Annotated in this window: 25 protein-coding genes and 1 pseudogene; 16 read left to right on the plus strand and 10 right to left on the minus strand. The window is 58.7% G+C overall.

The features are described 5' to 3' along the window. The first annotated feature begins 36 nt into the window (after nucleotides 1-36). Entirely contained in the window at nucleotides 37-477 is a 441-nt protein-coding gene (locus ACR0D6_RS21065; protein WP_480766982.1) for a DUF4399 domain-containing protein, read from the plus strand. A 24-nt stretch (nucleotides 478-501) separates the two neighbouring features. Here the strand turns inward: ACR0D6_RS21065 and ACR0D6_RS21070 are convergent, their stop codons facing one another. Together ACR0D6_RS21070 and ACR0D6_RS21075 are read right to left on the minus strand one after the other, a co-directional pair. Next, entirely contained in the window at nucleotides 502-1413 is a 912-nt protein-coding gene (locus ACR0D6_RS21070; protein WP_480766983.1) for an AEC family transporter, read from the minus strand. 97 nt (nucleotides 1414-1510) lie between these two features. Beyond that, complete coding sequence (locus ACR0D6_RS21075; protein WP_480766984.1) at nucleotides 1511-3538, minus strand: FAD-dependent oxidoreductase; 2028 nt, start codon at nucleotides 3536-3538, stop codon at nucleotides 1511-1513. A 132-nt stretch (nucleotides 3539-3670) separates the two neighbouring features. Here ACR0D6_RS21075 and ACR0D6_RS21080 point away from each other — a divergent pair, with 132 nt between their 5' ends. Then, the gene (locus ACR0D6_RS21080; protein WP_480766985.1) at nucleotides 3671-4156 is read left to right on the plus strand and encodes an RNA pyrophosphohydrolase; all 486 of its coding nucleotides are present in this window, start codon (nucleotides 3671-3673) and stop codon (nucleotides 4154-4156) included. Nucleotides 4157-4411: 255 nt separating this feature from the next. Here ACR0D6_RS21080 and ACR0D6_RS21085 read toward each other — a convergent pair whose 3' ends face one another. From ACR0D6_RS21085 to nth, 5 genes and pseudogenes are all read right to left on the minus strand, one after another. Further along, on the minus strand, nucleotides 4412-5194 hold the full coding sequence (locus ACR0D6_RS21085; RefSeq protein ID WP_480766986.1) for a DUF6232 family protein: 783 nt from the start codon (nucleotides 5192-5194) through the stop codon (nucleotides 4412-4414). A gap of 306 nt (nucleotides 5195-5500) precedes the next feature. Beyond that, a pseudogene (locus ACR0D6_RS21090) lies at nucleotides 5501-5644 on the minus strand (adenosine kinase); the annotation flags it as partial. Between the two features lie 39 nt (nucleotides 5645-5683). Beyond that, a complete protein-coding gene (locus ACR0D6_RS21095) occupies nucleotides 5684-6469 on the minus strand; it encodes a protein NO VEIN domain-containing protein (RefSeq protein ID WP_480766987.1) in 786 nt (261 codons plus the stop codon). After that, nucleotides 6453-7442, minus strand: a complete 990-nt coding sequence (locus ACR0D6_RS21100; protein ID WP_170656174.1) for an adenosine kinase — start codon at nucleotides 7440-7442, stop codon at nucleotides 6453-6455. Before ACR0D6_RS21100 ends, ACR0D6_RS21095 begins: the two co-directional genes overlap by 17 nt. Continuing rightward, the gene (gene nth / locus ACR0D6_RS21105; protein WP_480732222.1) at nucleotides 7439-8083 is read right to left on the minus strand and encodes an endonuclease III; all 645 of its coding nucleotides are present in this window, start codon (nucleotides 8081-8083) and stop codon (nucleotides 7439-7441) included. The genes ACR0D6_RS21100 and nth overlap by 4 nt, the downstream gene beginning before the upstream one ends. 171 nt (nucleotides 8084-8254) lie before the next feature. On the opposite strand from nth, the gene ACR0D6_RS21110 reads away from it, so the two are divergent. Then, nucleotides 8255-9106 carry a bifunctional helix-turn-helix domain-containing protein/methylated-DNA--[protein]-cysteine S-methyltransferase gene (locus ACR0D6_RS21110; RefSeq protein ID WP_170656356.1) on the plus strand — a complete coding sequence of 284 codons (852 nt, stop codon included), beginning with the start codon at nucleotides 8255-8257 and terminating at the stop codon, nucleotides 9104-9106. Here the strand turns inward: ACR0D6_RS21110 and ACR0D6_RS21115 are convergent. Then, a complete protein-coding gene (locus tag ACR0D6_RS21115) occupies nucleotides 9103-9279 on the minus strand; it encodes a hypothetical protein (RefSeq protein WP_480732226.1) in 177 nt (58 codons plus the stop codon). The genes ACR0D6_RS21110 and ACR0D6_RS21115 overlap by 4 nt on opposite strands. Nucleotides 9280-9388: 109 nt before the next feature. Here ACR0D6_RS21115 and ACR0D6_RS21120 point away from each other — a divergent pair, with 109 nt between their 5' ends. From ACR0D6_RS21120 to ACR0D6_RS21135, 4 genes are all read left to right on the plus strand, one after another. Further along, nucleotides 9389-10081 carry a helix-turn-helix transcriptional regulator gene (locus ACR0D6_RS21120; protein WP_480766988.1) on the plus strand — a complete coding sequence of 231 codons (693 nt, stop codon included), beginning with the start codon at nucleotides 9389-9391 and terminating at the stop codon, nucleotides 10079-10081. 130 nt (nucleotides 10082-10211) lie between these two features. Then, the gene (locus ACR0D6_RS21125; RefSeq protein WP_480766989.1) at nucleotides 10212-10883 is read left to right on the plus strand and encodes a YiaD family glycine zipper/OmpA-like lipoprotein; all 672 of its coding nucleotides are present in this window, start codon (nucleotides 10212-10214) and stop codon (nucleotides 10881-10883) included. A 137-nt stretch (nucleotides 10884-11020) separates the two neighbouring features. Then, nucleotides 11021-11563: an NADPH-dependent FMN reductase gene (locus ACR0D6_RS21130; protein ID WP_480766990.1), complete on the plus strand. Its 543-nt coding sequence runs from the start codon at nucleotides 11021-11023 to the stop codon at nucleotides 11561-11563. Between the two features lie 46 nt (nucleotides 11564-11609). After that, the gene (locus ACR0D6_RS21135) at nucleotides 11610-12416 is read left to right on the plus strand and encodes an HTD2 family dehydratase (RefSeq protein WP_480766991.1); all 807 of its coding nucleotides are present in this window, start codon (nucleotides 11610-11612) and stop codon (nucleotides 12414-12416) included. Here ACR0D6_RS21135 and ACR0D6_RS21140 read toward each other — a convergent pair. Further along, a complete protein-coding gene (locus ACR0D6_RS21140; RefSeq protein WP_480766992.1) occupies nucleotides 12408-13442 on the minus strand; it encodes an NAD(P)/FAD-dependent oxidoreductase in 1035 nt (344 codons plus the stop codon). The genes ACR0D6_RS21135 and ACR0D6_RS21140 overlap by 9 nt on opposite strands. Before the next feature lie 55 nt (nucleotides 13443-13497). Here ACR0D6_RS21140 and mnmC2 point away from each other — a divergent pair, with 55 nt between their 5' ends. Together mnmC2 and ACR0D6_RS21150 are read left to right on the plus strand one after the other, a co-directional pair. After that, nucleotides 13498-14163, plus strand: a complete 666-nt coding sequence (mnmC2, locus tag ACR0D6_RS21145; RefSeq protein ID WP_480766993.1) for a tRNA (5-methylaminomethyl-2-thiouridine)(34)-methyltransferase MnmC2 — start codon at nucleotides 13498-13500, stop codon at nucleotides 14161-14163. Nucleotides 14164-14198: 35 nt separating this feature from the next. Then, nucleotides 14199-15029, plus strand: a complete 831-nt coding sequence (locus ACR0D6_RS21150; RefSeq protein WP_480767002.1) for a DMT family transporter — start codon at nucleotides 14199-14201, stop codon at nucleotides 15027-15029. Here ACR0D6_RS21150 and ACR0D6_RS21155 read toward each other — a convergent pair. Then, nucleotides 15003-16976, minus strand: a complete 1974-nt coding sequence (locus ACR0D6_RS21155) for a lytic transglycosylase domain-containing protein (protein WP_480766994.1) — start codon at nucleotides 16974-16976, stop codon at nucleotides 15003-15005. The genes ACR0D6_RS21150 and ACR0D6_RS21155 overlap by 27 nt on opposite strands. Nucleotides 16977-17112: 136 nt before the next feature. Between ACR0D6_RS21155 and dapA the strand changes: the two genes are divergently transcribed. The 7 genes from dapA to ACR0D6_RS21190 all read left to right on the plus strand — a co-directional run bounded on the left by dapA (nucleotide 17113) and on the right by ACR0D6_RS21190 (nucleotide 22769). Next, nucleotides 17113-17985 (plus strand): 4-hydroxy-tetrahydrodipicolinate synthase, encoded by an 873-nt coding sequence (gene dapA / locus ACR0D6_RS21160; RefSeq protein WP_480766995.1) that lies wholly within the window; start codon nucleotides 17113-17115, stop codon nucleotides 17983-17985. Between the two features lie 264 nt (nucleotides 17986-18249). Then, complete coding sequence (locus tag ACR0D6_RS21165; protein WP_480732250.1) at nucleotides 18250-18714, plus strand: phosphate-starvation-inducible PsiE family protein; 465 nt, start codon at nucleotides 18250-18252, stop codon at nucleotides 18712-18714. Between the two features lie 461 nt (nucleotides 18715-19175). After that, a complete protein-coding gene (locus ACR0D6_RS21170; protein ID WP_480766996.1) occupies nucleotides 19176-19766 on the plus strand; it encodes a TetR/AcrR family transcriptional regulator in 591 nt (196 codons plus the stop codon). Continuing rightward, nucleotides 19763-20026, plus strand: a complete 264-nt coding sequence (locus ACR0D6_RS21175) for a hypothetical protein (protein WP_480452971.1) — start codon at nucleotides 19763-19765, stop codon at nucleotides 20024-20026. Before ACR0D6_RS21170 ends, ACR0D6_RS21175 begins: the two co-directional genes overlap by 4 nt. Before the next feature lie 6 nt (nucleotides 20027-20032). After that, a complete protein-coding gene (locus ACR0D6_RS21180) occupies nucleotides 20033-21193 on the plus strand; it encodes an aromatic ring-hydroxylating oxygenase subunit alpha (protein ID WP_480766997.1) in 1161 nt (386 codons plus the stop codon). Nucleotides 21194-21215: 22 nt separating this feature from the next. After that, entirely contained in the window at nucleotides 21216-21701 is a 486-nt protein-coding gene (locus ACR0D6_RS21185; RefSeq protein ID WP_480766998.1) for a hypothetical protein, read from the plus strand. A 9-nt stretch (nucleotides 21702-21710) separates the two neighbouring features. After that, nucleotides 21711-22769: a 2Fe-2S iron-sulfur cluster-binding protein gene (locus tag ACR0D6_RS21190; protein ID WP_480766999.1), complete on the plus strand. Its 1059-nt coding sequence runs from the start codon at nucleotides 21711-21713 to the stop codon at nucleotides 22767-22769. The last annotated feature ends 38 nt before the right edge of the window (nucleotides 22770-22807 follow it).

A 22807-nucleotide genomic window follows, 5' to 3' on the forward strand; every position in this document is an offset into this window, starting at 1 on the left:
CCTGAGAATGGCATTTTTGTGACCAGGGAGGATATCATGAAGGCCTTTATCGCGACTGTTTCCGTCTGTTTGTTAGCAAGCTTTGCGCATGCCGGGGGGGAAACGCCGTCCAACCCCGATGCCAAGGTCTATTTCGTCAATCTGGCTGACGGTGATACCGTGAGCGCACCGGTTACCATAGTATTCGGGCTCAGCGGCATGGGCGTCGCACCCTCCGGGACCGAGGCGGAAAATACCGGCCATCATCATCTTCTGATCGACCGCCCGCCTCTTGGCGAGGGTGAGGACGGCGCTGACGAGTTGTCCTATGGCCTGCCGGCAGACGACAACCATCTGCATTTCGGCGGCGGCCAGACAGAGGTCACGATCGACCTCGCGCCGGGCGAGCATACGCTGCAGCTGGTGCTGGGAGATTACGGCCACGTCCCCCATTCCACCCCCATCGTTTCCGATGTGATAACGATCAAGGTGGAATAACAATCGGGCAGTAAAACCGTCGCGCTAAAAGGCTGCTCTTGTCGCAAGTATCCACAAGGGCAGTGTTACGGCGCTGAGCAAGGTCGACTGCGCGATGAGCGTGGCAACTAGCTTGCGGTCGGCGCCGAAACCGGATGCCAGCACATGTGCTGCCGACGCGGTTGGAAGTGCAGCAAAAAGAACCAGTACGGGTGCCAGACCACTGGTGTTGCCTACGACAAGGCAGACAAGAAACGTACCGCCCGGCACCAGAACCAGCCGCGACAAGCTTACATATCCGCTGAAACGATCCATTTTTGCCAAGGCGCTCCAATTCATCGTTGCGCCGATGGAAATCAGCGCAATTGGAATGGCTGCTGCGGCGACCATGTCCAGCGGTGCCATTATTGGAGAGGGGATCGAGATACCTGACAATCCCACGGCAACCCCCAGCACACTCGCCAGCAGAAACGGGTTCAGCACGACTTTGGAAATTGTCTGAACAATGCTCAGGCTCCCGCCGCGGGACAACACAATAACGGCAAGCATGTTGGCGACAGGTACTGCCATGCCGATGGCGACGGCCATATGGCCAATCGCATCGGGTCCGATAATCTGTGACGCGACCAGCGCAATTGCCGAGTTAAAGCGCCAGACGGTTTGCCAGCCGCCAGCAAAATCCAGAAACTTGTCCGGTCCAATGGGACGCGCCAGCCATCCAAGCAGCATCGCAAAGACCAGAATGCCCCACACAGCGGGGCCAATCTGCAAAACCTCGGAAATCTCGATCGGGCGTCTGCTTGCGGCGACAAACAGCAAGGCCGGAAACAGGATCTCAAAGTTCAGTTTGTCGAGGCCCTGCCATGCATTTTCAGACAGGCGCGCCCGGATAAGACCTCCAAGCGCGACCATAAGAAAACTCGGCGCAAGCCCTGACAGGATGGTGGCAAAGACCATGGCAGGTCGTCCCTTCAGTCAACCTGTGTTTGTCTATTGCACCTGAACCGAAGAGCTTGGTCACTAACGACACGTAGCGTCGAAATCGTGAAGCGCATCAAAGTTCTGCCGCCAGCCGCGTGCCCTGATTGATCGCCCGCTTCGCATCCAGTTCCGCAGCCACGTCCGCCCCGCCGATGACATAGGGAGTGATCCCCTTTTCGATCAGGGCGTCTGCAAGCGTCCGGTCCGAGACCTGACCCGAGCACAGCACAATCGTCTCGGCCGCGATCACTGTGGGATCGGCGCGCTCCTCGCCAAAGCTGACATGCAGCCCGTCATCGTCGATACGCTCGTAATTCACGCCGCCCACAAAGTTGACGCCCTTTTTCTTCAGTGTCGTGCGATGAATCCAGCCGGTGGTCTTGCCCAGCCCCTTGCCATGCGCCTGTTTCTTGCGTTGCAGCAGAGTGACCTCGCGCGCTGCCGCTTCGGGCTGCGGGCCTTCGGGGGCCAGGCCCGAACGATGCTCGGCCGGGTCGGTTACACCCCATTCCTTCATCCACAGGGGCAGGTCGGTTGTGGGGCTGTGCCCCTCTTCCAGCAGAAACTCCGACACATCGAACCCGATACCGCCAGCCCCGATCACAGCTGCCGTCTTGCCAACCTTGGCCTTGCCGCGCAGTACATCGACATAGCTCAGGACATTGTCCCGGTCCTGTCCCGGAATCTGCGGATCACGCGGGGTGACGCCGGTGGCGATGATCACTTCGTCATATCCTGACAGATCGTCCGCGGTGACCTCACGCCCCAGTTCCAGCCTGACGCCAAGATCGGCGATCATCGCGCGGTACCAGTCGACCAGCCCCCAGAACTCCTCCTTGCCGGGCACTTGTTTGGCCATGTTCAGTTGCCCGCCGACCTCATCCGCCTTGTCGAACAGGGTCACGTTGTGGCCGCGCTGGGCGGCGGTCATCGCGGTGGACAATCCGGCAGGCCCGGCGCCGACAATCGCAACTGTCTTGGCGCTCTCGGCCTTTTCGATCACCAGCTCAGTCTCATGACAGGCGCGCGGATTGACGAGGCACGAGGTCAGCTTGCCGCTGAACGTGTGATCCAGACAGGCCTGGTTGCAGGCAATACAGGGCGCGATCTTTTCACCCTCGCCCGCCATCGCCTTGTTCACGAAATCCGCATCCGCCAGCATCGGCCGGGCCAGCGACACCATGTCGGCACAGCCATCCGCCAGCACCTGCTCGGCCACCTCGGGCGTGTTGATCCGGTTCGAGGTGATCACCGGGATCGACACCTTGCCCATCAGCTTTTTCGTCACCCACGCAAATGCAGCGCGTGGCACACTGGTGGCGATGGTCGGGATGCGCGCCTCGTGCCAGCCTATTCCGGTATTGATGATTGTCGCCCCGGCCTTCTCGATCTCCTGCGCCAGTTGCACCACCTCGTCATGGGTTGAACCATCGGGGATCAGGTCAATCATCGACAGCCGGTAGATGATGATGAAATCGGTTCCCACAGCCTCGCGCGTGCGCCGCACCACCTCGATCGGCAGGCGCATCCGGTTATCATACGACCCGCCCCAACGGTCGGTGCGCTTGTTGGTATGGGTAACAAGGAACTGGTTCAGGAAATACCCTTCAGAGCCCATGATCTCGACCCCGTCATAGCCCGCCTCTTGCGCCAGCACGGCGGCATTGACGATATCGGCGATCTGTTTCTCGATCCCCTCTTCGTCCAGCTCAGTCGGCGGAAACGGAGAGATCGGCGATTTCACCGGGCTGGGTGCCACACATTTCGGCCCATAGGCATAACGACCCGCATGCAAGATCTGCATCGCGATCTTGCCGCCTGCCTCATGTACGCGGCGGGTGACGATCGAATGGTTCGCAACTTCGGTGTCATTCGTCATCATCGATGCCCCCGGCAGCACCGATCCTTCAAGGTTCGGCCCGATACCCCCGGTCACCATCAGCCCGACGCCGCCGCGCGCCCGGTCGGCATAGAACTCGGCCACCCGGTTCCAGTCGCCGGTTTCCTCCAGACCCGTATGCATCGAGCCCATCAGCACGCGGTTCTTCAGTGTGGTAAAGCCCAGATCCAGCGGGGCCAGCATGTTCGGGTACGCAGTCATGAAACTCTCCCTGAGATTTACGCCCGAAGATCACCGCAGGACCGCCCGGTGTCACGCAAAACCCGACGTCATCCCCTTTGCTGACGCGGCGGCGCTTGCTAGAGGTTGGCCGAACAACCCATGAGGCCGCGCATGACACCCGAAGAAATCGCCAAACTGCCCTATCGCCCCTGCGTCGGGCTGATGCTGATGAACGGGCAGGGCAAAATATTCGTCGGCCAGCGCAACGACCGCCATGCCGACGCCTGGCAAATGCCACAGGGCGGTGTGGACAAGGGCGAAGACCCCCGCGACGCGGCCCTGCGCGAGCTGTGGGAAGAAACCGGCGTCACCTCTGATCTGGTCGAGATCATCGCCGAAACCAACGGCTGGCTGCCCTATGACCTGCCACATGACATCGTGCCGAAAATCTGGAAGGGCCGCTATCGCGGTCAGGAACAGAAATGGTACCTGCTGCGCTTTCTGGGCCGCGACGATCAGATCAACATTCAAACCGATCATCCCGAATTCACCCGCTGGAAATGGCAGGAACCGGACCGCCTGATCGAAGAGATCGTGCCCTTCAAGCGCGAGGTTTATGAGCGGGTGGTTGAAGAATTCGGGGAGGTTCTGAAATGAAGCGCAATCCCAGCGCGAGGGGAACCCGCGCTGTCTGACCCAACCGGAGGAGATGACCCCACCTGCGCATTAAAAAAGTGGTGGAGGTAAACGCTTCACCCGTCCACCATTGGGTCGGAAATCTCTATCCTGCTCAACGAAAGGCACGGAAATTTTCCCTACATACTCCGGAGCCCTTTTATGGGGGGAGTGGGTAACTCCCTCCTAGAATCTTCTGTTCGGCACTGGTTGGGCTCACCGCAATCGAGTGCTCGGTCAAATTGCCGCCAGCATTGAAATGCCAGCCGTGACCATGCCACCGGCTTTCATTGCGGTATCGAGTGTGTCGTAGCCTTCGCATAGGGTTTTGAACTTTTCCCAAGCTGAAGAGATCTTCGAGGCTTCGGGTTTCTCCGCGTTGAAGGATTCCACGACATCCTGTAGCTGTTTTTGAAGTTCAGGAACCTTAAGGTTTTCAACAGTAGTACCCAATTCCTTCAATGCATCTGACAGTGAATTTTGAAAGAATGTCATCTGTTCTGCCGACATGCCCTCGTACTTTTTTACACGAATGCTGTAGTCGAAGTTGAAGTTGTTGTTGGTGACGTTCGTATTTTGACTGTTGTCGATAATGGTCCGATTATCTAGGTTTACCACGTAACGCAGTTCCTCACTGCCTTCCAATGCTTTGAACACCGCCTGCCCGATTTTTTCAACGAACTCTAAGTTCGTGTTCCAGAACAATTCGGTTTTACCGGAATTTGTTGTCAATTCGATTGCATATTCCATGTCCACCGGGGCGGCCCGATAGCCGATGAAGAAAAAACCTAGGAATCCCGCCAGCCAAAAAGGCCAAGAGGCTCCTGCGGCGGTTGACACGAGAACAATGCCGATCAAGAAGCAAATGCCGATGAAGCTCCAGGCAAAATTGCGCCCCTGTGCTGTTGCTTTGTTTGTCTCCTCGCCTCTAACTTTGCGTTCGACCAGGCGAGCACTTGATATGTTTTTGGTGGGAAAAACCTGATTGTTGTGGCGAATGGACTTGGATGTGATTTCCAAGATTGTCTCCTCGTTGTAAAACCGGGCGATCAGCTAAGCTGTTCGTCTGGAAGATACAGCTTATGATAGTTCTTGAGCTTCGATACTCAGATCATAGATGTGTCAGCAATCGGCTAAGGGTTCAACCGCGTTTTGCTGCGTTCCGCCAATAAACCATTGTGACGGCACGATAATACCTCCATTAGGGCCTATGATGAAAAACTGTATCGCAGTAGGAGTTCCAGAGAACCGCCGCTAGTTCACCGATACCCCCTCGATCTAGCGAAAGTGCCGGTATGTCTAGACAGGTGGTCTTCCCATTGGGGATTAAAGCAACCCCTCACCCCGCAACAACCCCAGCATATTTGCCTCAGGCCGTGGCCCGATATGGCTGATCACTTCGCGGGTGCAGATGTTGCCGATGCGGGCGCAGGTCTCGAAATCGTGGCCCACGGCCATGCCGAACATGAACTGCCAGCCCTGATTACTCTCTTTCCGCTGCCGGAAAGGTTAACCCGCTCCTACGCGGTCAACGCTGTCTGTCAATTTGATCGCGTCAATTACTGCTTTGCCAAGTTGCCGGGTATTGTGAACGCCACCTGAGCCGTTGAACTCTGAAACGTCGAGTTTCTTTGCCAGATCGCGCAGGTTCTCGATGGCGTTTTTCTGCAGTTTGCCGTTTTCGAAAACATCAATGCTTTGACAGGTGTATTGCACGATTCGACGACCGGCGAACTCAACCTCTTGCGCAATCGTGTGCCGCAAAGCGGATTTCTGGGCTTTGGTTTTCGGCTGTTCAACGGCGTTTGTTGGGGGCAGTTCCGCCGGCTCGCCCGTAATTGCGCTGAAGTCGTTTGCGTTCACGCTCGCGCGTACCTTGCTGGGCAGGCAGTTCCCGCCGTGTTTGTTTTCCCTGTACGCGTCCTTGGCCTGAGCGTTGTTGAGCAAATAGAACGTCGGCTCAAAGGTCCGCAGGCTCAAGGCGACGAATAAGATGAAATCTGCGTCTGCCTTTGTGTTCATGTTAACAGGCCAGCGACTGATCTCGGATGGCCTATCGATGTACTGCCTGGTTTTGACCTCGACGGTTTTCAGACCGTCCGGTGTATGCACCATGATATCGTGCCCGGGCGCACCCGGCGGGCTGACATAGGCGTGCAGACCCACCGAGATAAACTTGGCCAACGCCAGTGTTTCGCCGAGTTGCCCGGAGAGAAGATTTGTGAGTTTTTGCAATTCATCCGTCCATTGGTTCAGATTGACGCTTTCATCCGACCGGTCAGAGCAATCCCTCACTCCGCAACAACTCCAGCATATTTGCCTCGGGCCGTGGCCCGATATGGCTGATCACTTCGCGGGCGCAGATGTTGCCGATGCGGGCGCAGGTCTCGAAATCGCGGCCCGTGGCCATGCCGAACAGGAACCCGGCGGCGAACTGGTCGCCTGCGCCGGTTGCGTCCACCGGCACCACCTTTTCCACCGGCACGTCGATGCGGTCGCCGCCGTTCAGAACGGTCACACCGTCACCCGACCGGGTGCAGACAACCAGCGGACAGATGGCGGCGGTTTTGGCCAGTGCCTCTTCCAGATCGTCGGTCTCGAACAGCGACTTGATCTCGGCCTCGTTGCCGATCACGAAATCCAGTTCGTTCTCGATCAGCAACAGGAAATCGACCCGGTGCCGTTCCACACAGAAGGGATCGGAAATGGCGATTCCCGCCTTGCCGCCGCCCTTGTGGCAGTTGCGAGCGGCCTCAAGAAACGCGGCCTTGCCCTTTTCCTTGTCGAACAGATAGCCCTCAAGGAACATGATCTGGCTGTTGCCCGCCACCTCTGACGATACGTCTTCGGACGACAGTTCCGAGGAAATCCCCAGATAGGTATTCATCGACCGTTCACCATCGGGCGAGACAAAGATCATCGAGCGTGAGGTCGGCAGCTCCCCTCCGGGCACTGGCGGGTTGACGAAATCGACCCCGTCCTCGTTCATTGCATCCGCATAGAACCGTCCCAGCGCGTCGTCATGCACCCGCCCGATAAAGGCTGCATCCAGACCCAGCGCACCGGCACCTGCGATCGTGTTGGCAACCGATCCGCCCGGTGTCTGAACCCGGCTTTCCATGGCGGCATACAGAACTTCACCGCGTTCCCGCTCGATCAGCTGCATGATGCCTTTTTCGATGCCCATCAGCTCAAGAAAGCTGTCATCGGCCTGGGAAATCACGTCCACGACGGCATTTCCGATGCCGACAAGCTGGTAGGTTTTCATAGGTTCTTGTCCTCAAATTCGCAAAGATCGCGGATTATACAGGTTGGGCACATCGGCTTGCGTGCCTTGCAATGATAGCGGCCATGCAGGATCAGCCAGTGATGCGCATGCAGCTGGAAATCGGCCGGAATATTGTCTTCGATGGCGCGTTCGACCGCGTCCACGTCCTTGCCGGGGCAGATACCGCTCCGGTTGCCGACGCGAAAGATATGGGTGTCCACCGCCTGTGCCGGCTGCCGCCACCACATGTTCAGCACCACATTGGCGGTTTTGCGTCCGACACCCGGCAGCGATTGCAGCGCAGCACGGGAATTGGGAACTTCGCCGCCATACTCATCGACCAGAATGCGGCTCAGCTTGATGACGTTCTTGGCCTTGTTGCGGTAAAGGCCGATCGTCTTGATGTGGTCGATCAGCTTTTCTTCGCCCAGATCCAGCATCTTTTGCGGCGTGTCGGCGATCTTGAACAGCTCACGCGTGGCCTTGTTCACGCCCGCATCCGTCGCCTGCGCCGACAGCGCCACGGCCACGACCAGCGTATAGACGTTGACATGCTCCAGCTCGCCTTTGGGTTCGGGCTCGGCTGCCTGAAACCGTGTAAAGATTTCGCGGATCGTATGATAATCGAGTTGCTTTGCCATCCTGATCGGTATGCCGCCCGAATTTATCGCTTACAAGCCAAAAGAAACGAATTTGTACACGCCGGTACGATTCGGAAGGTTGGGGGTTTGATGGACGTACAAAACAGCAGGTTTCGGGTCGCCGCAGGGGTTTGGACGCTGTAGGTTGGAGGGAAGCAGATGAGGTTAGTCATGAACGTCCAGAACTCGGAAAACGGTTATCACTACAACGTCATGCGCCGGGCGATCGACCTGATCGACCAGGGCGGCGAAACCCTGTCGCTGGATGAGCTGGCGCGCCAGATGGACATGAGCCCCGCGCATTTCCAGCGTCTGTTCTCTCGCTGGACCGGGGTTTCCCCAAAGCGCTATCAGCAATATCTGACACTGGGTCATGCCAAGGCGTTGCTGCGTGAACGGTTCACGACGCTGGAAACCGCACACAATGTCGGCCTGTCCGGCAGCGGTCGCCTGCATGACCTTTTCATCCGCTGGGAAGCGATGAGCCCCGGAGAATACGCCCGCAAAGGGGCCGAGCTGATAATCTACTGGGGCTGGTTCGAAAGTCCCTTTGGGCCGGCTTTGGTCATGGGCACGGACAAAGGGATTTGTGGCATCGCGTTCAGTGCCGAAACAGGCGAGGAACCCGCGATGGAGGATATGCTGTCCCGCTGGCCCAAGGCAGAGTTTGTCGAAGATCCGATGCGTCTGCGCCCATGGGTCCTCAGCGCCTTCGGTGCTGCCAGCGACCGGCTGGAGCCCACGCCCCTCTACCTCATCGGAGCGCCGCTGCAGATCAAGGTTTGGGAGGCATTGCTGCATATTCCATCCGGCAATGTAACAACCTATTCCGAAATCGCTCAGGTCGTGGGTGCGCCGCAGGCCGTTCGCGCTGTGGGAACGGCTGTTGGGCGCAACCCGATCAGTTGGCTGATCCCCTGCCACCGCGCCTTGCGCAAGTCCGGAGGATTGGGCGGCTATCACTGGGGCCTGCCCGTCAAACGCGCCATGCTGGCTTATGAGGCTGCGCGGGCCGAAGGCTAGGCCTGCGTGCGCCGCCAGAAAGGCGACAGCAGGAATTTCCGCCTGCGTCGAACGATTCTTGGCGATTTCTTTGCCGCCAGTTCCCGCTCGATCTCATAGGCACGCAGGGGGCGGCCCTGCGACCAGCGATCCAGTTGCAGGGCCATCAGGATTTGGTGATCTCGACTGGGCATCTCGGGTCTCCTTCACAAGATTCGGGATAACCCACATTCGGACAACGCCCCTGACACCACGGTGTCAGTAGCATGTGCTAATGTGTCAGCAGGTCCTTTGGAGAGTCACATGCGCCGGTCCACACGTTTGTTCGAAATCATCCAGATCCTGCGCGCCGCAGACGGGCCGGTGACAGCCGAAAGGCTGGCCGAACAGCTTGAGGTGTCCGTGCGCACGATCTATCGCGACATCACCGCGCTTCAGGCGCAACGCACGCCGATCGAGGGCGAGGCGGGGCTGGGCTATGTGATGCGCCGGGGGTATGATCTGCCGCCTCTGAATTTTGACGCAGAAGAGGTCGAGGCGCTTTGGGTCGGCCTGTCGATGCTGGCACGAACAGGGGACAGCGCCCTGCAACAGGCGGCTGACCGTGTGTGCCAGAAGATCGAGGCGCTGCACGTTCCTGCCAACTGGCTTCAGGTCGCACCTTGGGGCGCGCCCGCTGACGATCCGGTTCAGGGCTGCGTGTCCATCGCCATGCTGCGCAGCGCGATCCGGGAAGAGCGGAAATTGCGGCTGAGCTATGGCAACGCAGAGGGCGAACGGACCGAGCGCGTGGTGCGCCCGGTGGCGCTGATTTATCATCTGGAATGCACGATGCTTGCCGGCTGGTGCGAGATGCGCAGTGCCTTTCGTCATTTCCGCGTGGACCGCATCTGGCAGTGTGACCCGCTGGATGCCTATTTTTCGGGCCTTGGCGAACCATTGCGCGCGGTCTGGCAAGAGCAGAACAGGTGGGATGAGCCCGCTGAACGGGCCTGAGCCTGTATACTTGGGCGGGTATTTGCCGATATCACCCGATTGTTGCTTGAGCCTGGACTCGGCACAGGTGTTATAATGCGGCCAACGAAGCAAGCCCGATGAACGGGCATTTGGAGCAGAAGGTGATTCCATGACGATTTCCAAGTTTGTGCTGGCGGCCGGGCTGTGCTCGGCCATGGTTCTGGGGGCCTGTACCGACCCCGGTACGCTGACCGCCCAGAACGACCCGAACCAGAACACCAAACAAGGCGCATTGATTGGCGGGCTCATTGGGGCTGGTGTCGGTGCCATTGCGAATAATTCCAACCCGGGACTGGGCGCATTGGCCGGTGCGGCCATTGGTGCGGCTGGTGGGGGTGCCATCGGCAATCAGCTGGACCGGCAGGCCGCCGAACTGCGCCAGCAACTGGCCAATGACGGGATCACAATCGTCAATGCGGGTGACCGCCTGATCGTCACCGTTCCCAACGACATCACCTTCGACACCGACAGCGCCACGGTGCGCCCTGCGTTGCGGTCCGATCTGGTGAAAGTCGGCCAGAACCTCGTGAACTATCCGAATTCGAACGTTCAGATCATCGGGCATACGGACAGCGATGGCGAAGCATCCTACAATCTGGGTCTGTCGGAACGCCGTGCCAATGCCGTGGCCGATATTCTGCAGGCAAATGGTGTCAGCTATTCCCGTATCGCGACGATTGGTCAGGGCGAGAACAATCCGATCGCGTCCAACCTGACCCCAGAGGGCAAGGCCCAGAACCGACGGGTTGAGATTGTGGTTGTGCCTAGCAGCAACACCTGATCCCTACCGGATATTCAAAAAAAGGGCCGCTATGTGCGGCCCTTATTCGTTGTGCACATTGACTGCGCGTCAACCGGGGTTTGGTCGCGCGGCGCGCCGGGGTAAACAGGTGCAACACAAGACGGAGCTTTCCCCAAATGTCCGAACCGATCCTTCTGGGCCTGTCCGGCTCGCTGCGCCAAACCGCCACCAATCGCAAACTTCTGCGCGAAGCGGCGCGGCTGTTCGAACCCGGCCAGTTCATCGAGGCCGATCTGAACCTGCCGCTTTTCGACGGCGATGTGGAAGAAGCCGAAGGGATCCCGGCCCCGGTTCAGACCCTGGCCGATCAGATCGCAGGTGCCCACGCCGTAATCATTTCGACCCCTGAATATAACAAAGGCCCGTCCGGGGTCCTGAAAAACGCGCTGGACTGGGTCAGCCGGACCAAGGGTCGCCCATGGGCCGACAAGCCCGTGGCCGTCATGTCCGCTGCAGCGGGCCGCGCGGGCGGTGAGCGGGCGCAGATGATCCTGCGCGCCTACATGGTTCCGTTTCAGCCCAGAATTCTGCAAGGCCCGGAAATCCACCTTGCAAACAGCTCCAACGAGTTCGACGCAGAGGGGCGCCTGGCAAGCGATCGCTATGAAGAAGCGCTGCGGGCACTGATGCAAAAACTCAGGGCCGAGGCCGGGTTCTGATCGGCCGCCGCTTGTTCGCCAGTTGGGCGCAACCTAAGGTACGGACATGACAGAAACGGTTGAAAAGCAGGGCGACGTGATGGACCCGGCCCGCGCCGCCGCACTTCAGGTGGCGATGGGTCAGCAGGCGACGATTGCGACCGGGTCGGCACTGCCGCCGTTCTTTCATCAGCTTTATTTCTGGACACCGCGCCCGCCTGCAGGTCTGGGCCGTGACGGACATCCCCGGGTAGGCGGCGGGCTGATCCCCGATATGGGATTGCCGCGCCGGATGTGGGCGGGAGGCAAGCTGGAGTTTCATGAGCCCTTGCGCGCCGGGATACATGCGGAACGGCGGTCGGTACTGGAAAGCGCACAGTCGAAAACCGGCCGCACCGGACCGTTGGCCTTTGTCAGACTTCGGCACGACATCTGGCAGGAAAATACCCTCAGGCTGAGCGAATGGCAGGATCTTGTCTATCGCGAAGACCCTTCGGCTGAAATGCCACGACCGAAAGCTCCGATGGCGCGCACCGACGAAACAGACCGGCGGGATGTAGAGTTCGATTCCACGCTTCTGTTCCGGTATTCGGCGCTGACTTTCAACGGGCACCGGATACATTACGATCTGGATTACGCGCGGGATGTCGAAGGATATGGCGGTCTGGTGGTTCACGGCCCCCTGCTTGCGCAACACCTTATGCTGCTGGCCGAGGATGTGCTGGGCCCGTTGTCCGGATTTTCGTTCCGCGCGTCTTCACCGCTGATGCATTTTGAAACGGCCAGTTTTTGTCGCAACGGTCAGGCTCTCTGGGTGCGTGGACCGGACGGGCGGCAATGTATGGAGGCAGTGGCGGTTCCGATATCAGAGTGACGCCTCGGGGCGGAAATCTTCGGGGATTGCGTCGCGGTTTTCCAGCATCAGGTCAGCCATGACCTCAGCAATTTTCGGAGCCATGCCAAACCCGATCTTGAAACCGCCATTTGCAATGAATTGCCCGGGATGCAGTGGATGCTCTCCCAACATCGGCGCGCGACTTTTTGTTCGGGGGCGGACGCCAGCCCATCGCTCAATCACTTCGGACCCGTGCAGTACCGGCACCGCTCGCATTGCGCGATCGATCACGTCATCCAGCGCCGCGTCGGTGGCAGAGGGATCGTCATATTCGCGCTCCGACGTGGAGCCGATGGCCAATGTACCATCGGCATGCGGCACGATGTGGATCGCGTCCGCGAAAAGCTGCGGCACCTCACCGGCGTCAAATCGCAATAGTGCCGCCTGTCCCTTAACCCCGTTGCCGACTGTTTTCCCAAAGGCCCGGCTGAGCTCCTGCAGCCCGGCAAGCCCGGTTGCGTGAACAACCCGGCCCTGATCGGGTGCGTCCTGCACGACATCGATCCCCATGACGGCCAGCGCGGCAACCAAAGCGGCGCAAGCACGTCGGGGGTGCATCCGCGCGGTCAGGGTATCGTGTATGACGTATCCGGTCGGGCTGGGGGGGCACCATGCGCCCATCTCCTCGGTGGGAACCACCCGCCATTCGGCCTGTCCCTGCCACAGATAGCGCGCCGTATCCTGACGCGTCCGCGCCAGATCCAGAGTGCGCACATCCGGGATCGGTTGCAGGCGTCCCGACCGGGCATATCCGGGCGAAACGCCGCCGGTGACCTCGACCTGTTTCCAGAAGGGTTCGGCCATAAGCAGACTGTCGAACTGGAACGCTTTCTTGGCATTCCAGTTTTCGGGCACATGCGGTGCCAGCGCCCCGACCAAACCGTTGCTGGAACCCGACCCGGGGCCAAACGGATCGACAACCTGAACCTTTGCGCCGCGTCGTGCGCAGGTCCAGGCGATGGACAGGCCGAAAATCCCCGCACCGCGCACCGTTACATCGACCATTGCCAATCCCCTTTTCCTTGTTCAGTGTCGCGCCGCCTAGCTACAGGAATTACCCATGGCAGACCAGCGTGCCAGATTGACATGGACTGATGACAAAGTGCCTGTGTCCGAGCGTTTTGACGATCCGTATTTCTCGCTCCAGAACGGATTGGAGGAAACGCGGCATGTCTTTCTTGCGGGCAATGACCTGCCAAACCGTTTTGCGCCGGGATTCCGGATTGCCGAGCTGGGTTTCGGTACCGGCCTTAACATGCTGACCGTTTGGTCCGAGTGGGAAAAGTCCGGCCAGCAGGGCGCGCTGTCTTTCACCAGTTTCGAAGCCTTTCCGATGGAGCCCGCAGATATGGCCCGAGCGCTGGCGGCTTTTCCAGAGCTCGCCCCGTGGATCGACCGGTTTCTCGCCGGTTGGCAGGGCGGCAGCTGCGATCTGGGAACTTTGCACCTGACTGTCATCGAAGGCGATGCACGCGAAACCCTAGCGCATTGGCAGGGTAAAGCGGATGCGTGGTTTCTGGACGGGTTCTCACCTGCGAAGAACCCCGAGCTTTGGCAAGCGGATCTGTTGCGCGAAGTGGCTGACCACACTGCCCCCACTGGCACTGCTGCCACATATACGGCAGCCGGTTTTGTTCGCCGCGGGCTGGAAGATGCGGGATTCTCCGTCTCGCGCAGTCCCGGCTATGGCCGCAAACGCCACATGACGCGGGCGGTCAAAGCGTGACGCAAAAGAACAACATCCCGGCGGGCATCGCGCTGATGATCGCGGCCACCATCGTCTTTGCGTTGCAGGACGGTATCTCGCGCCATCTGGCGGGCACCTACAACACCTACATGGTTGTGATGATCCGCTATTGGTTCTTTGCGGCCTTCGTCATTGCACTGGCCGCGCGGGCGCCGGGTGGGCTGCGTGCCGCGGCGCATACCAGCCAATTGCCGCTTCAAGTGTTTAGGGGCGTGCTGCTGGCGGGTGAAATCTGCGTCGCGGTTTTCAGCTTCACCATTCTTGGCCTGATCGAAAGTCAGGCAGTGTTCATCTGTTATCCGTTGCTGGTTGCGGCGCTAAGCGGCCCGGTACTGGGCGAAACGGTCGGCTGGCGGCGCTGGCTGGCGATCGGTGTCGGATGCGTCGGTGTCCTCATCATTCTTCAGCCCGGTATGGGGGTGTTCAACCCGTGGGCTATCGTGCCGCTGATTTCGGCCCTGATGTTCGCGCTTTACGGCCTGTTGACCCGCTATGCCGCACGGCGTGACAGTACGGCGACCAGTTTCTTCTGGACGGGTGTTTCCGGGGCGGTGGCCATGACCGCCGTCGGGCTTTGGTTCTGGGAACCGATGGAAGGCCGCGACTGGTACTGGATGGCGCTGCTGTGCGTTACAGGTGTTTTGGGGCACTGGCTGCTTATCAAGTGTTACGAAATGGCCGAGGCAAGCGCGGTTCAGCCCTTTGCCTATTTCCATCTGATGTGGAGCGCCATTCTGGGCATCACGATATTCGACGAAACACTGCGCCCGGCGGTGGTCGCCGGGACGGCCCTGATCGTGTCCGCTGGGCTGTTTACCCTATGGCGCGAACGCCTGAAGCGTTGAGCCGGTCAGCTCCTGCGAAAACGGTACAGGAAGCGCCGGCTTGCCAAGGCGGGCACGATAAACCGGCAGGCTTTCTGCCACGCGCATCACGTAGTTCCGGGTTTCGGAAAAAGGGATGTATTCGATCCAGTCGATCATATCGACTTGACCCGCCCGAGGGTCGCCAAAGCGGTCCATCCACGAAATCGGCCGCCGGGGCCCGGCGTTGTAACCAGCCGCCATCATGATGACGTTGCCGTTGAAATCGGCGGCAAGGCCAGACAGGTAATTGGCTCCCAGTTTCGCGTTGTAGCGCCAGTCCGACGTCAGGCGCCCGGTTTGATGGCCGCTGAGAATGCCCAGATCCTGCGCAACAACCTTGGCCGTCGCAGGCATCACCTGCATCAGGCCGCGTGCGCCAGCGCCGCTGATGACGACCGGGTCGAATTCACTTTCGCGGCGGGCAATGGCCAGTGTCATTTCCTTGGCCATCGGCAGGCCCAGATCGGCAACCGGATGCACAGGATAGTAGGCGGCGGGCAGCACTGTTCCCGTTCGCGCCGCGCGCTTGGCGATCATGACCGCCAGATGCGGTTGGTTTAGTTCAAGAACAAGGTCTCCCAACTGCGCCGCCTGATCCTGATCGAGATCTTCCACCAGATGCGTCAGGAAACGTTCCGCCTGATCACGCTCGCCTGCGCTGAGCAGCAACAATCCGGCCTCCAACACGCTGGAATCGGCAAAGCCCGCCTGTTTCCAGTGCGCGGCGCGGCGCGGGTTGGCCAGTTCCGGATCGAAGGGGCGGCCAATCTGTTCGGCGGCAAGCAGGCCATAGAACGACGTCTGATGGTCAGCACCCAAGGCGTAGGCATCATAGGCTTTATCCGAATCGCCAAGCGCGGCATAGGCCCGGCCCAGCCAGTATCCACCCCGCCCTTTCGAAATCGGAGACTGCACCGCATCCGAGAAATTCTGAAAGTGACGGACAGCCGTGGCCGGGTCGTTCAGACGTCGCAGTGCCAGAAACCCCGACAGCCATTCCAGATCGGCGTAACCATAGCCCATTTCGGGGGTCATGTGGTGGGAGGACGCGACCTTGTAGGCGCGTGCGGGCGCGCCGTTGCGCATTTCAAGCCGCGCCAGACGCCGACGCCCCTCGGCCCACTTTTCCGGCTCGCCCAGAGAATCGGGCCCGGTTGACCGTTCCAGCATCAGGTCGATGGCGCTGTCGTCCAGCTCTTTTCGGTCACGCCAGACAAAGCGGTCAAAGGCAAGCCCCGGCGCATTCATCAGTGATTTGGGAACCGCGGCAATCCTTGTATCCACGCCGGGTTCGCGTTCCTGCAACGCAAGCCGCGCCTCGGCCAGTTTGCGCTGATCGGCACTGACCAGAGGCAACATTCGTCTGGCGCTGACCCGATGGCCGTCCCAGAGCATTCTGTCCAACCGCGCTTCGTGATGCGGTTTCAACAGCTTGCCGAAGTTCTCCAGATAATCCTGCTGCAATCCGCTGCCCATCGCCATGGTGCGCCAGGCCATGACTATATCGGCCTCTGCATCACCGCGATTGCCTTTGGCCATCAGGGCGACCGCGTGGTTCAATGCCCCTTCGGCTGTCTGCGGCGGGTTGTCCGCGTAGAATTTGATCACCCGGTCCGGGTCGGCATTGGTAAAGGCGGGCTCGCTTTTGCGGCGCAGCCAGGCCAGACCCGGCCAGTCCGGCCTGCGCTCCAGAAACACCAGAACATCGCCGGAACTGCCGAACCCCTCGCGTAGCCAGTGCCAGACGATTATGTCGCGCGAGACGGAACCGCGACTGCCCGCCACCCTCAATGCCTCGTTCCAGTCGCCCTTGCGCATTTGCGCCATGGCCGCCCGAAGGTCGTCGGCAGAGTCGGCTTTGGCATCCGGCGCGTTCAGCGCGGAGCAGAGAATCACTGTGATCAGAAGCGACAGAATGCGTGTCATCCCTTGCATTTCCCAACAAACCAAGGATACAGCCACTCAGGATAAACTTTGCGTCGCGGGGATCAACCGGGAAACCCGATCGCAGGGATTTATTGCGTACCATGACTGTTCACATTTGCTTTAAGGAGCGACTTCCATGTTCACAGGCTCTATGCCAGCCCTCGTCACCCCGTTCCGCAACGGCGAGCTGGACCTGGATACGCTCAAACACCTGGTGGAGTGGCAGATCGAAGAAGGATCGACCGGTCTGGTTCCCGTCGGTACCACCGGCGAAAGCCCGACGCTGAGCCATGAAGAGCACGAGACTGTGGTCGAAGAGGTGGTAAAAGCCGCCGCAGGCCGCGTTCCGGTTATCGCGGGCGCCGGGTCCAACAATACGGTCGAGGCGGTCCGGTTCGTTCAGTTCGCCAAAAAGATCGGTGCCGATGCGGCTTTGGTTGTGACGCCTTATTACAACAAGCCGACGCAGGGGGGCATGATCGCCCATTTCAGCACGCTTCACGATTGTGCCGACATTCCAATCATCATCTACAACATTCCCGGCCGGTCGGTTGTCGACATGACGCCTGCAACCATGGGCGAGCTAGCCAAGCTGCCGCGTATCGTCGGTGTGAAAGACGCAACCGGGGATCTGGCCCGCGTCAGCCAGCAGCGCGCAACCTGTGGCAAGGATTTCTGCCAGCTTTCGGGCGAGGACGCGACGGCGCTGGGCTTTAACGCACATGGCGGTGTCGGCTGTATCTCGGTGACGGCAAACGTTGCGCCGAAACTGTGTGCGGAATTCCAGCAGGCGACGCTGGCAGGTGACTATGCCAAGGCGCTTGAACTTCAGGACCTCCTGATGCCGCTGCACGAGGCGATCTTTATCGAACCGGGTCTTGTTGGCGCGAAATACGCGCTCAGCAAGCTGGGACGTTGCAGCGAAGAAGTCCGCTCGCCGCTTGTTGGTTTGGAAGACAGCACCAAGACTGTAATCGACGCCGCAATGGCACATGCCGGGCTGATCTGAACCTACACAGACCCCAACTGAAAATTGGCGGCTTTCTGTTCGGGCAAGCCGCTTACCGGAAATGTTGCTGATCACGTGCTTGCAGGCACGCGATCAGTAACACCTCAATGACCGGTTTGAGGCCATCAAGCCGTTTTTACGAATAAAAAACCGGCCTAGAAAAATACATCCATTTCATGAGAGAGTTCCGTCAAAGCCGACGAGGGCGATGCATTTACGTGAAAACTATCACGCTAACGAACGGATACGGAATTGGAGATGACAGTGAGTGGCGAAGATAGCAAACCCATCCCCGCGCATGTGGAACTAGATCCCCATCACGAAGATGCAATCGTTCGGTGGTGTAACCGCATGATCCGCCACGGTGTCAGAGCATTGTCAGTGCTGATGCTCGGGATCATTCTTCTGGCTATTATTGACGCCGGTTTCACTACATATCAGAAGTTTATGGAACCACCTCTTTATATCTTGGAGGTCAGTGACCTTCTCGCGGTTTTCAGTGCTGTATTGGTCGTTCTTATCGCGATCGAGATCTATACAAATATCACTCTCTATCTGACCGCCGACGTCATCCACATCAAGCTTGTTGTAGCGACAGCACTGATGGCGGTCGCCCGGAAAATCATCACGCTCGACGACAAAAGCTTGGAACCTCAGTACTTTCTCGGCTACGCAGCCATCGGTCTGGCATTGGGCGTAACGTATTGGCTTATTGAAAGAAAACCGTGAACCGGACCGCTGGTCACTTCCAGCGATCCGATGATGCTGTTTGCAGAACCTTAAACAGTTGTCTGATCCGCACGGGCGATCCAAATTAAATTCTGACCACACCGTATGGTAACCGGATGTCGTCGATAGACATCCTAGTGCCTGATACTAAGAAGGGCAGCTTTGCTGCGCTCACCCACCCTGTGAAATGCCCCCCTCGCAGAGATCTGCGAGGGCGCCCGCATTGGGGGGACGTAGCTGCACTGCGCGCTGCGTTTGACCTTACAACACTTTTGTTAAGCGGCGTTCCGGTTCGGCGTGCTGCCGTTTTTTTTGTCCGAATTCTAAAAGCCGTTGGGGGCTTTGATTGAAACGAAACAGCATCGGGAAAGCTGGGTGCTCAGTTCGAAAATATAAATTGTCACTGTTGACAATAAATCTCCGATAGTTATTTGTCAGATGTGACAATAAACGGAGCAGAGATGCCCAGACCTTCTTTAAAAGATCAGCGATCCGCCGAGATTCTTGATGCCTATCTGACGTGCGTCGCACGGTTTGGACTGGAAGGCGCCACGCAGGAGCGCATTGCGATCGAGGCCGGGGTCAAGCGCCCTTTGTTGCGTCATTATCTGGGCAACCGGGATGAAATGTTCGCGGCGTTGACCGACCATGTTCTTGCCGGGTTCGAGCATTCGGTAACCCGGCTGAACGATACGCTGGGGTCAGATGCCGCACCGGCCGATCTGGTCGATCTTCTGTTTGCCGAAGACACTACAACCGATCCACGGCTGATGCTGTCATATCAGGCCTTGGTGACGTCCGTTCCCGATCGGCCTGATTTGCGTCAGCGGCTGCTGGATAGCTTGCAGGATTTTTTTGACGTGATCGAAGCGGTGCTGAGACGCGCGGCGCCAACAGCGCCCGAAGATAAAATACGAGCTGTCGCTCAGGGGATTTCCGCAGTTTTTGTAAACTTGGACTCGTTGTCTCCTCTGGACCCGCCGATGTCATGGCGCAGTGACTTGAAGCTGGCTGCTTCATTGCTGGCGTCCAGTCTGGAGGCAGATCAATGAGCCGCTCCCGCGCGATCAACTACGTTGCCTTGCCGGTTCTGCTGACGGCAACCTTTCTGGGCATCTACTGGATCTGGGGCCTGCTGTTTGTATGGTGGGTGGTTCCGACGATCCTGAACGGGCAGGCCTTTCTGGTCATGGAAATCAACCGGGACGAAGACCCGTTCCTGTTTTGGGCCATCGTTGCCCTCTGGGCTGTTCTGGGTCTGATGATGGTCCTGGCCAGCTTGTTTCCCCAATACGCATATCTGCTCATCTGAGGTGAAATGATGACCAAAATGTATCACCGACTTCCGGTCGACGCCTATACGTCGCAAGATTGGTTCGAACAGGAGCAACGCCTGATCTTTTCCCGAACCTGGCGTTTCGCCGGCTTTGCCGAAGACATTCCGGAGCCGGGACATTACCTGTCCGTGCAGGCTGGATTGAACAATCTGTTTATCGTCATGGGCCGCGATCACCGGTTGCGCGCTTTTCACAATATCTGTCGCCACCGGGGGACGCAGTTGATCCGGGCGGTGGGAAAAACTCAAAAGGCGCTGACCTGCCCTTATCATGACTGGACTTACGATCTTGAAGGCAACCTGATTTCCGTTCCCGACGAGGCGACCGAGTATCCGGGGGGCGTCGACAAGTCCTGCCTTGGCCTCAAGCCCGCAAGTGTCGATGTCTGGCGCGGCATGCTGTTCGTGCATCCCGACGCGGATGCGCCCACGCTGGCCGAATGGTTTGGAGAGGTTGACCCGCTTTTGGGGCCACACAGACCCGAAGAGCTGGTCGAATACCCGGAAACGCGGAACGCTTATGAAATCAAGGCCAACTGGAAGATCGTCGTCGAGAATTACATAGACGTTTACCACCTGAGCCATCTGCATTCGAACACCCTTTACATGTATGACCATGCCAAGGCCGAATACGGATGGAAGGGACCCCACTATCATTTCTGGGAACCCCCTTCGTCCGAGTATGGCGAAAACCTCGAGAATAATCTGCCAACCCCGCGTGTCATTCCTGAACCTCATGTCGGGGCGTGGGTGCCGATGTTGTTCCCCGGCATTGGCTTTGGTGCCAGCGAAGACAGTTGGAACCTGTTTCTGATAACCCCGCTGGCCCCTGATCTGACGCGGGTCGAAAACCGCACCAAGGTCGCGAACGTATCAGGATGGGAGTTTCAGAAACAGCAGTGGAAAAGCCAGGGCTTCTGGAAAAGCTTCGGCGGGGCCAAGTATCAGGAAGGCGACTCCACCGGAGACCAGGACCCAATGAGTTCAGGCGACTTCACGACCGAGGATATCTATGCCTGCGAGCAGCAACAGAAATCACTCGGAAGTCCTTATTTCGAGGTTGGTCCGGCTGCAAAAGGTGAAAGCCCCATAACCAGCCATCAGCAAGCCGTGCTGGATTTCATGCAGCGTGGCGAGGGCTGACGCAAGTTTCGGAGGAACGACTATGAAGCCATTTCAGGCAACCTGCCTTGGGATTGTCCTGTCTGCGGGGCTGGCACTGACTGCAGTCGCGAAGACACCGCAAGACCTTGTCCAACGTTACCTGGCTGCACAGGAGTCCGGTGCCGCTGACGCAACTTGGCGGGATTGGCACCCGGAAGCCACCCATACAATCACGATCAAATATGGGTTGGGACAGCCCGATGACCGCTTTTCTTATGTGATCGCAGACTATGCGACGCTGCCCGATCCTGCGACGGATCCGGTGCTGGCTGAGGCTATGCAGGGATATCAGGAGATCGAGCGTTCCGCGCCGCAAATCACAACGGCCGCACATGACGATGGGACCCGTGTCACCGCCACAACGCAAGTCAGCTATTCTTGGCAGGACTTCGAAGGAACCATGGTTCAGACCGATGAGTTTTTCATCCTGTCCTATTTCGGCGCTTCGGTGATCCGCTCGCTGAACACAACTTTTGATTATCGGTAAGAGGGTCTGATGAGCCGCGATTTTCACGCCCTGACAATATGCGACATTCATCCGGAAATTGGCGGCGCCGCCACGAATGTCACATTTGACGTCCCGCCTGAGGTTTCCGGGCAGTTCGAATGGCATGCAGGCCAGCACCTGACCTTGCGGTTCAATATCCGGGGGCAGGAACATCGGCGCAGTTATACGATTTCAAACCCGCCTGGCGCACCGCTGCGCATTACGGCAAAGCGGGTCCGCGATGGTCTGGTGTCGAACCATATTGCTGACAAGCTTTCCCCTGGTGATGCGATTGACGTGATGCCGCCATTTGGCACATTCATGTTGCAGCCGGGAACGCTTGCCCGGCGATCTCATTACTTCATCGGGGCTGGCAGTGGCATCACCCCGCTATTTTCCATGATCAACGCAGTACTGGCCAAAGAACCGCATTCTGCAGCGCATCTGATCTATGGCAACGCGAATGCGGACAGCATCATCTTTCAGTCTGAGCTGGACCAACTGCAGGAAATGCATCCCGAGCGTTTTTCGGTTCGTCATGTCTTGTCCGCACCGTCAATGTGGAGCTGGTTTTCACCGTGGAAAACGGGCCGGATTGACGCCGAGGCGATTCAGCAGGCTATGTCTGAGGCCCGCCCGGTTGCGCAGGATGTTCAATACTGGATCTGCGGCCCGAACGGGATGAACCAAGATGTAAAGCTGGCACTCATGAACCTTGATGTGCCGGCAAACCGGATTCACATGGAGAGCTTTGGTGGTTCTACCGAAAGCGATACCAGCGTCGCAGGCGTGGCCGCCAGCGCGCGTGTTGTTCTGAACGGACAGTCTCATGAAATACCCGTTGCTGCCGGGCAAACCGTTCTGGAAGCGGCGCGTTCCGCGGGGCTGACACCACCGTTCAGTTGCCAGTCCGGTGTGTGCGGTGCCTGCGTGGCCCGTTTGTCGGATGGCAAGGTCCATATGCGCAACCGGATGGCCTTGGAAGACGATGAAATTTCCCGGGGTCAGATCCTCACTTGCCAGAGTGTCGCGACCCAAGACCGGCTATCAGTTCTGTTTGACGACTAGTTCAGAGCAGCGATGCAGGGCAGCTGTTGACCCGGGTC

This window comes from Ruegeria sp. BJ6 (assembly GCF_056537885.1).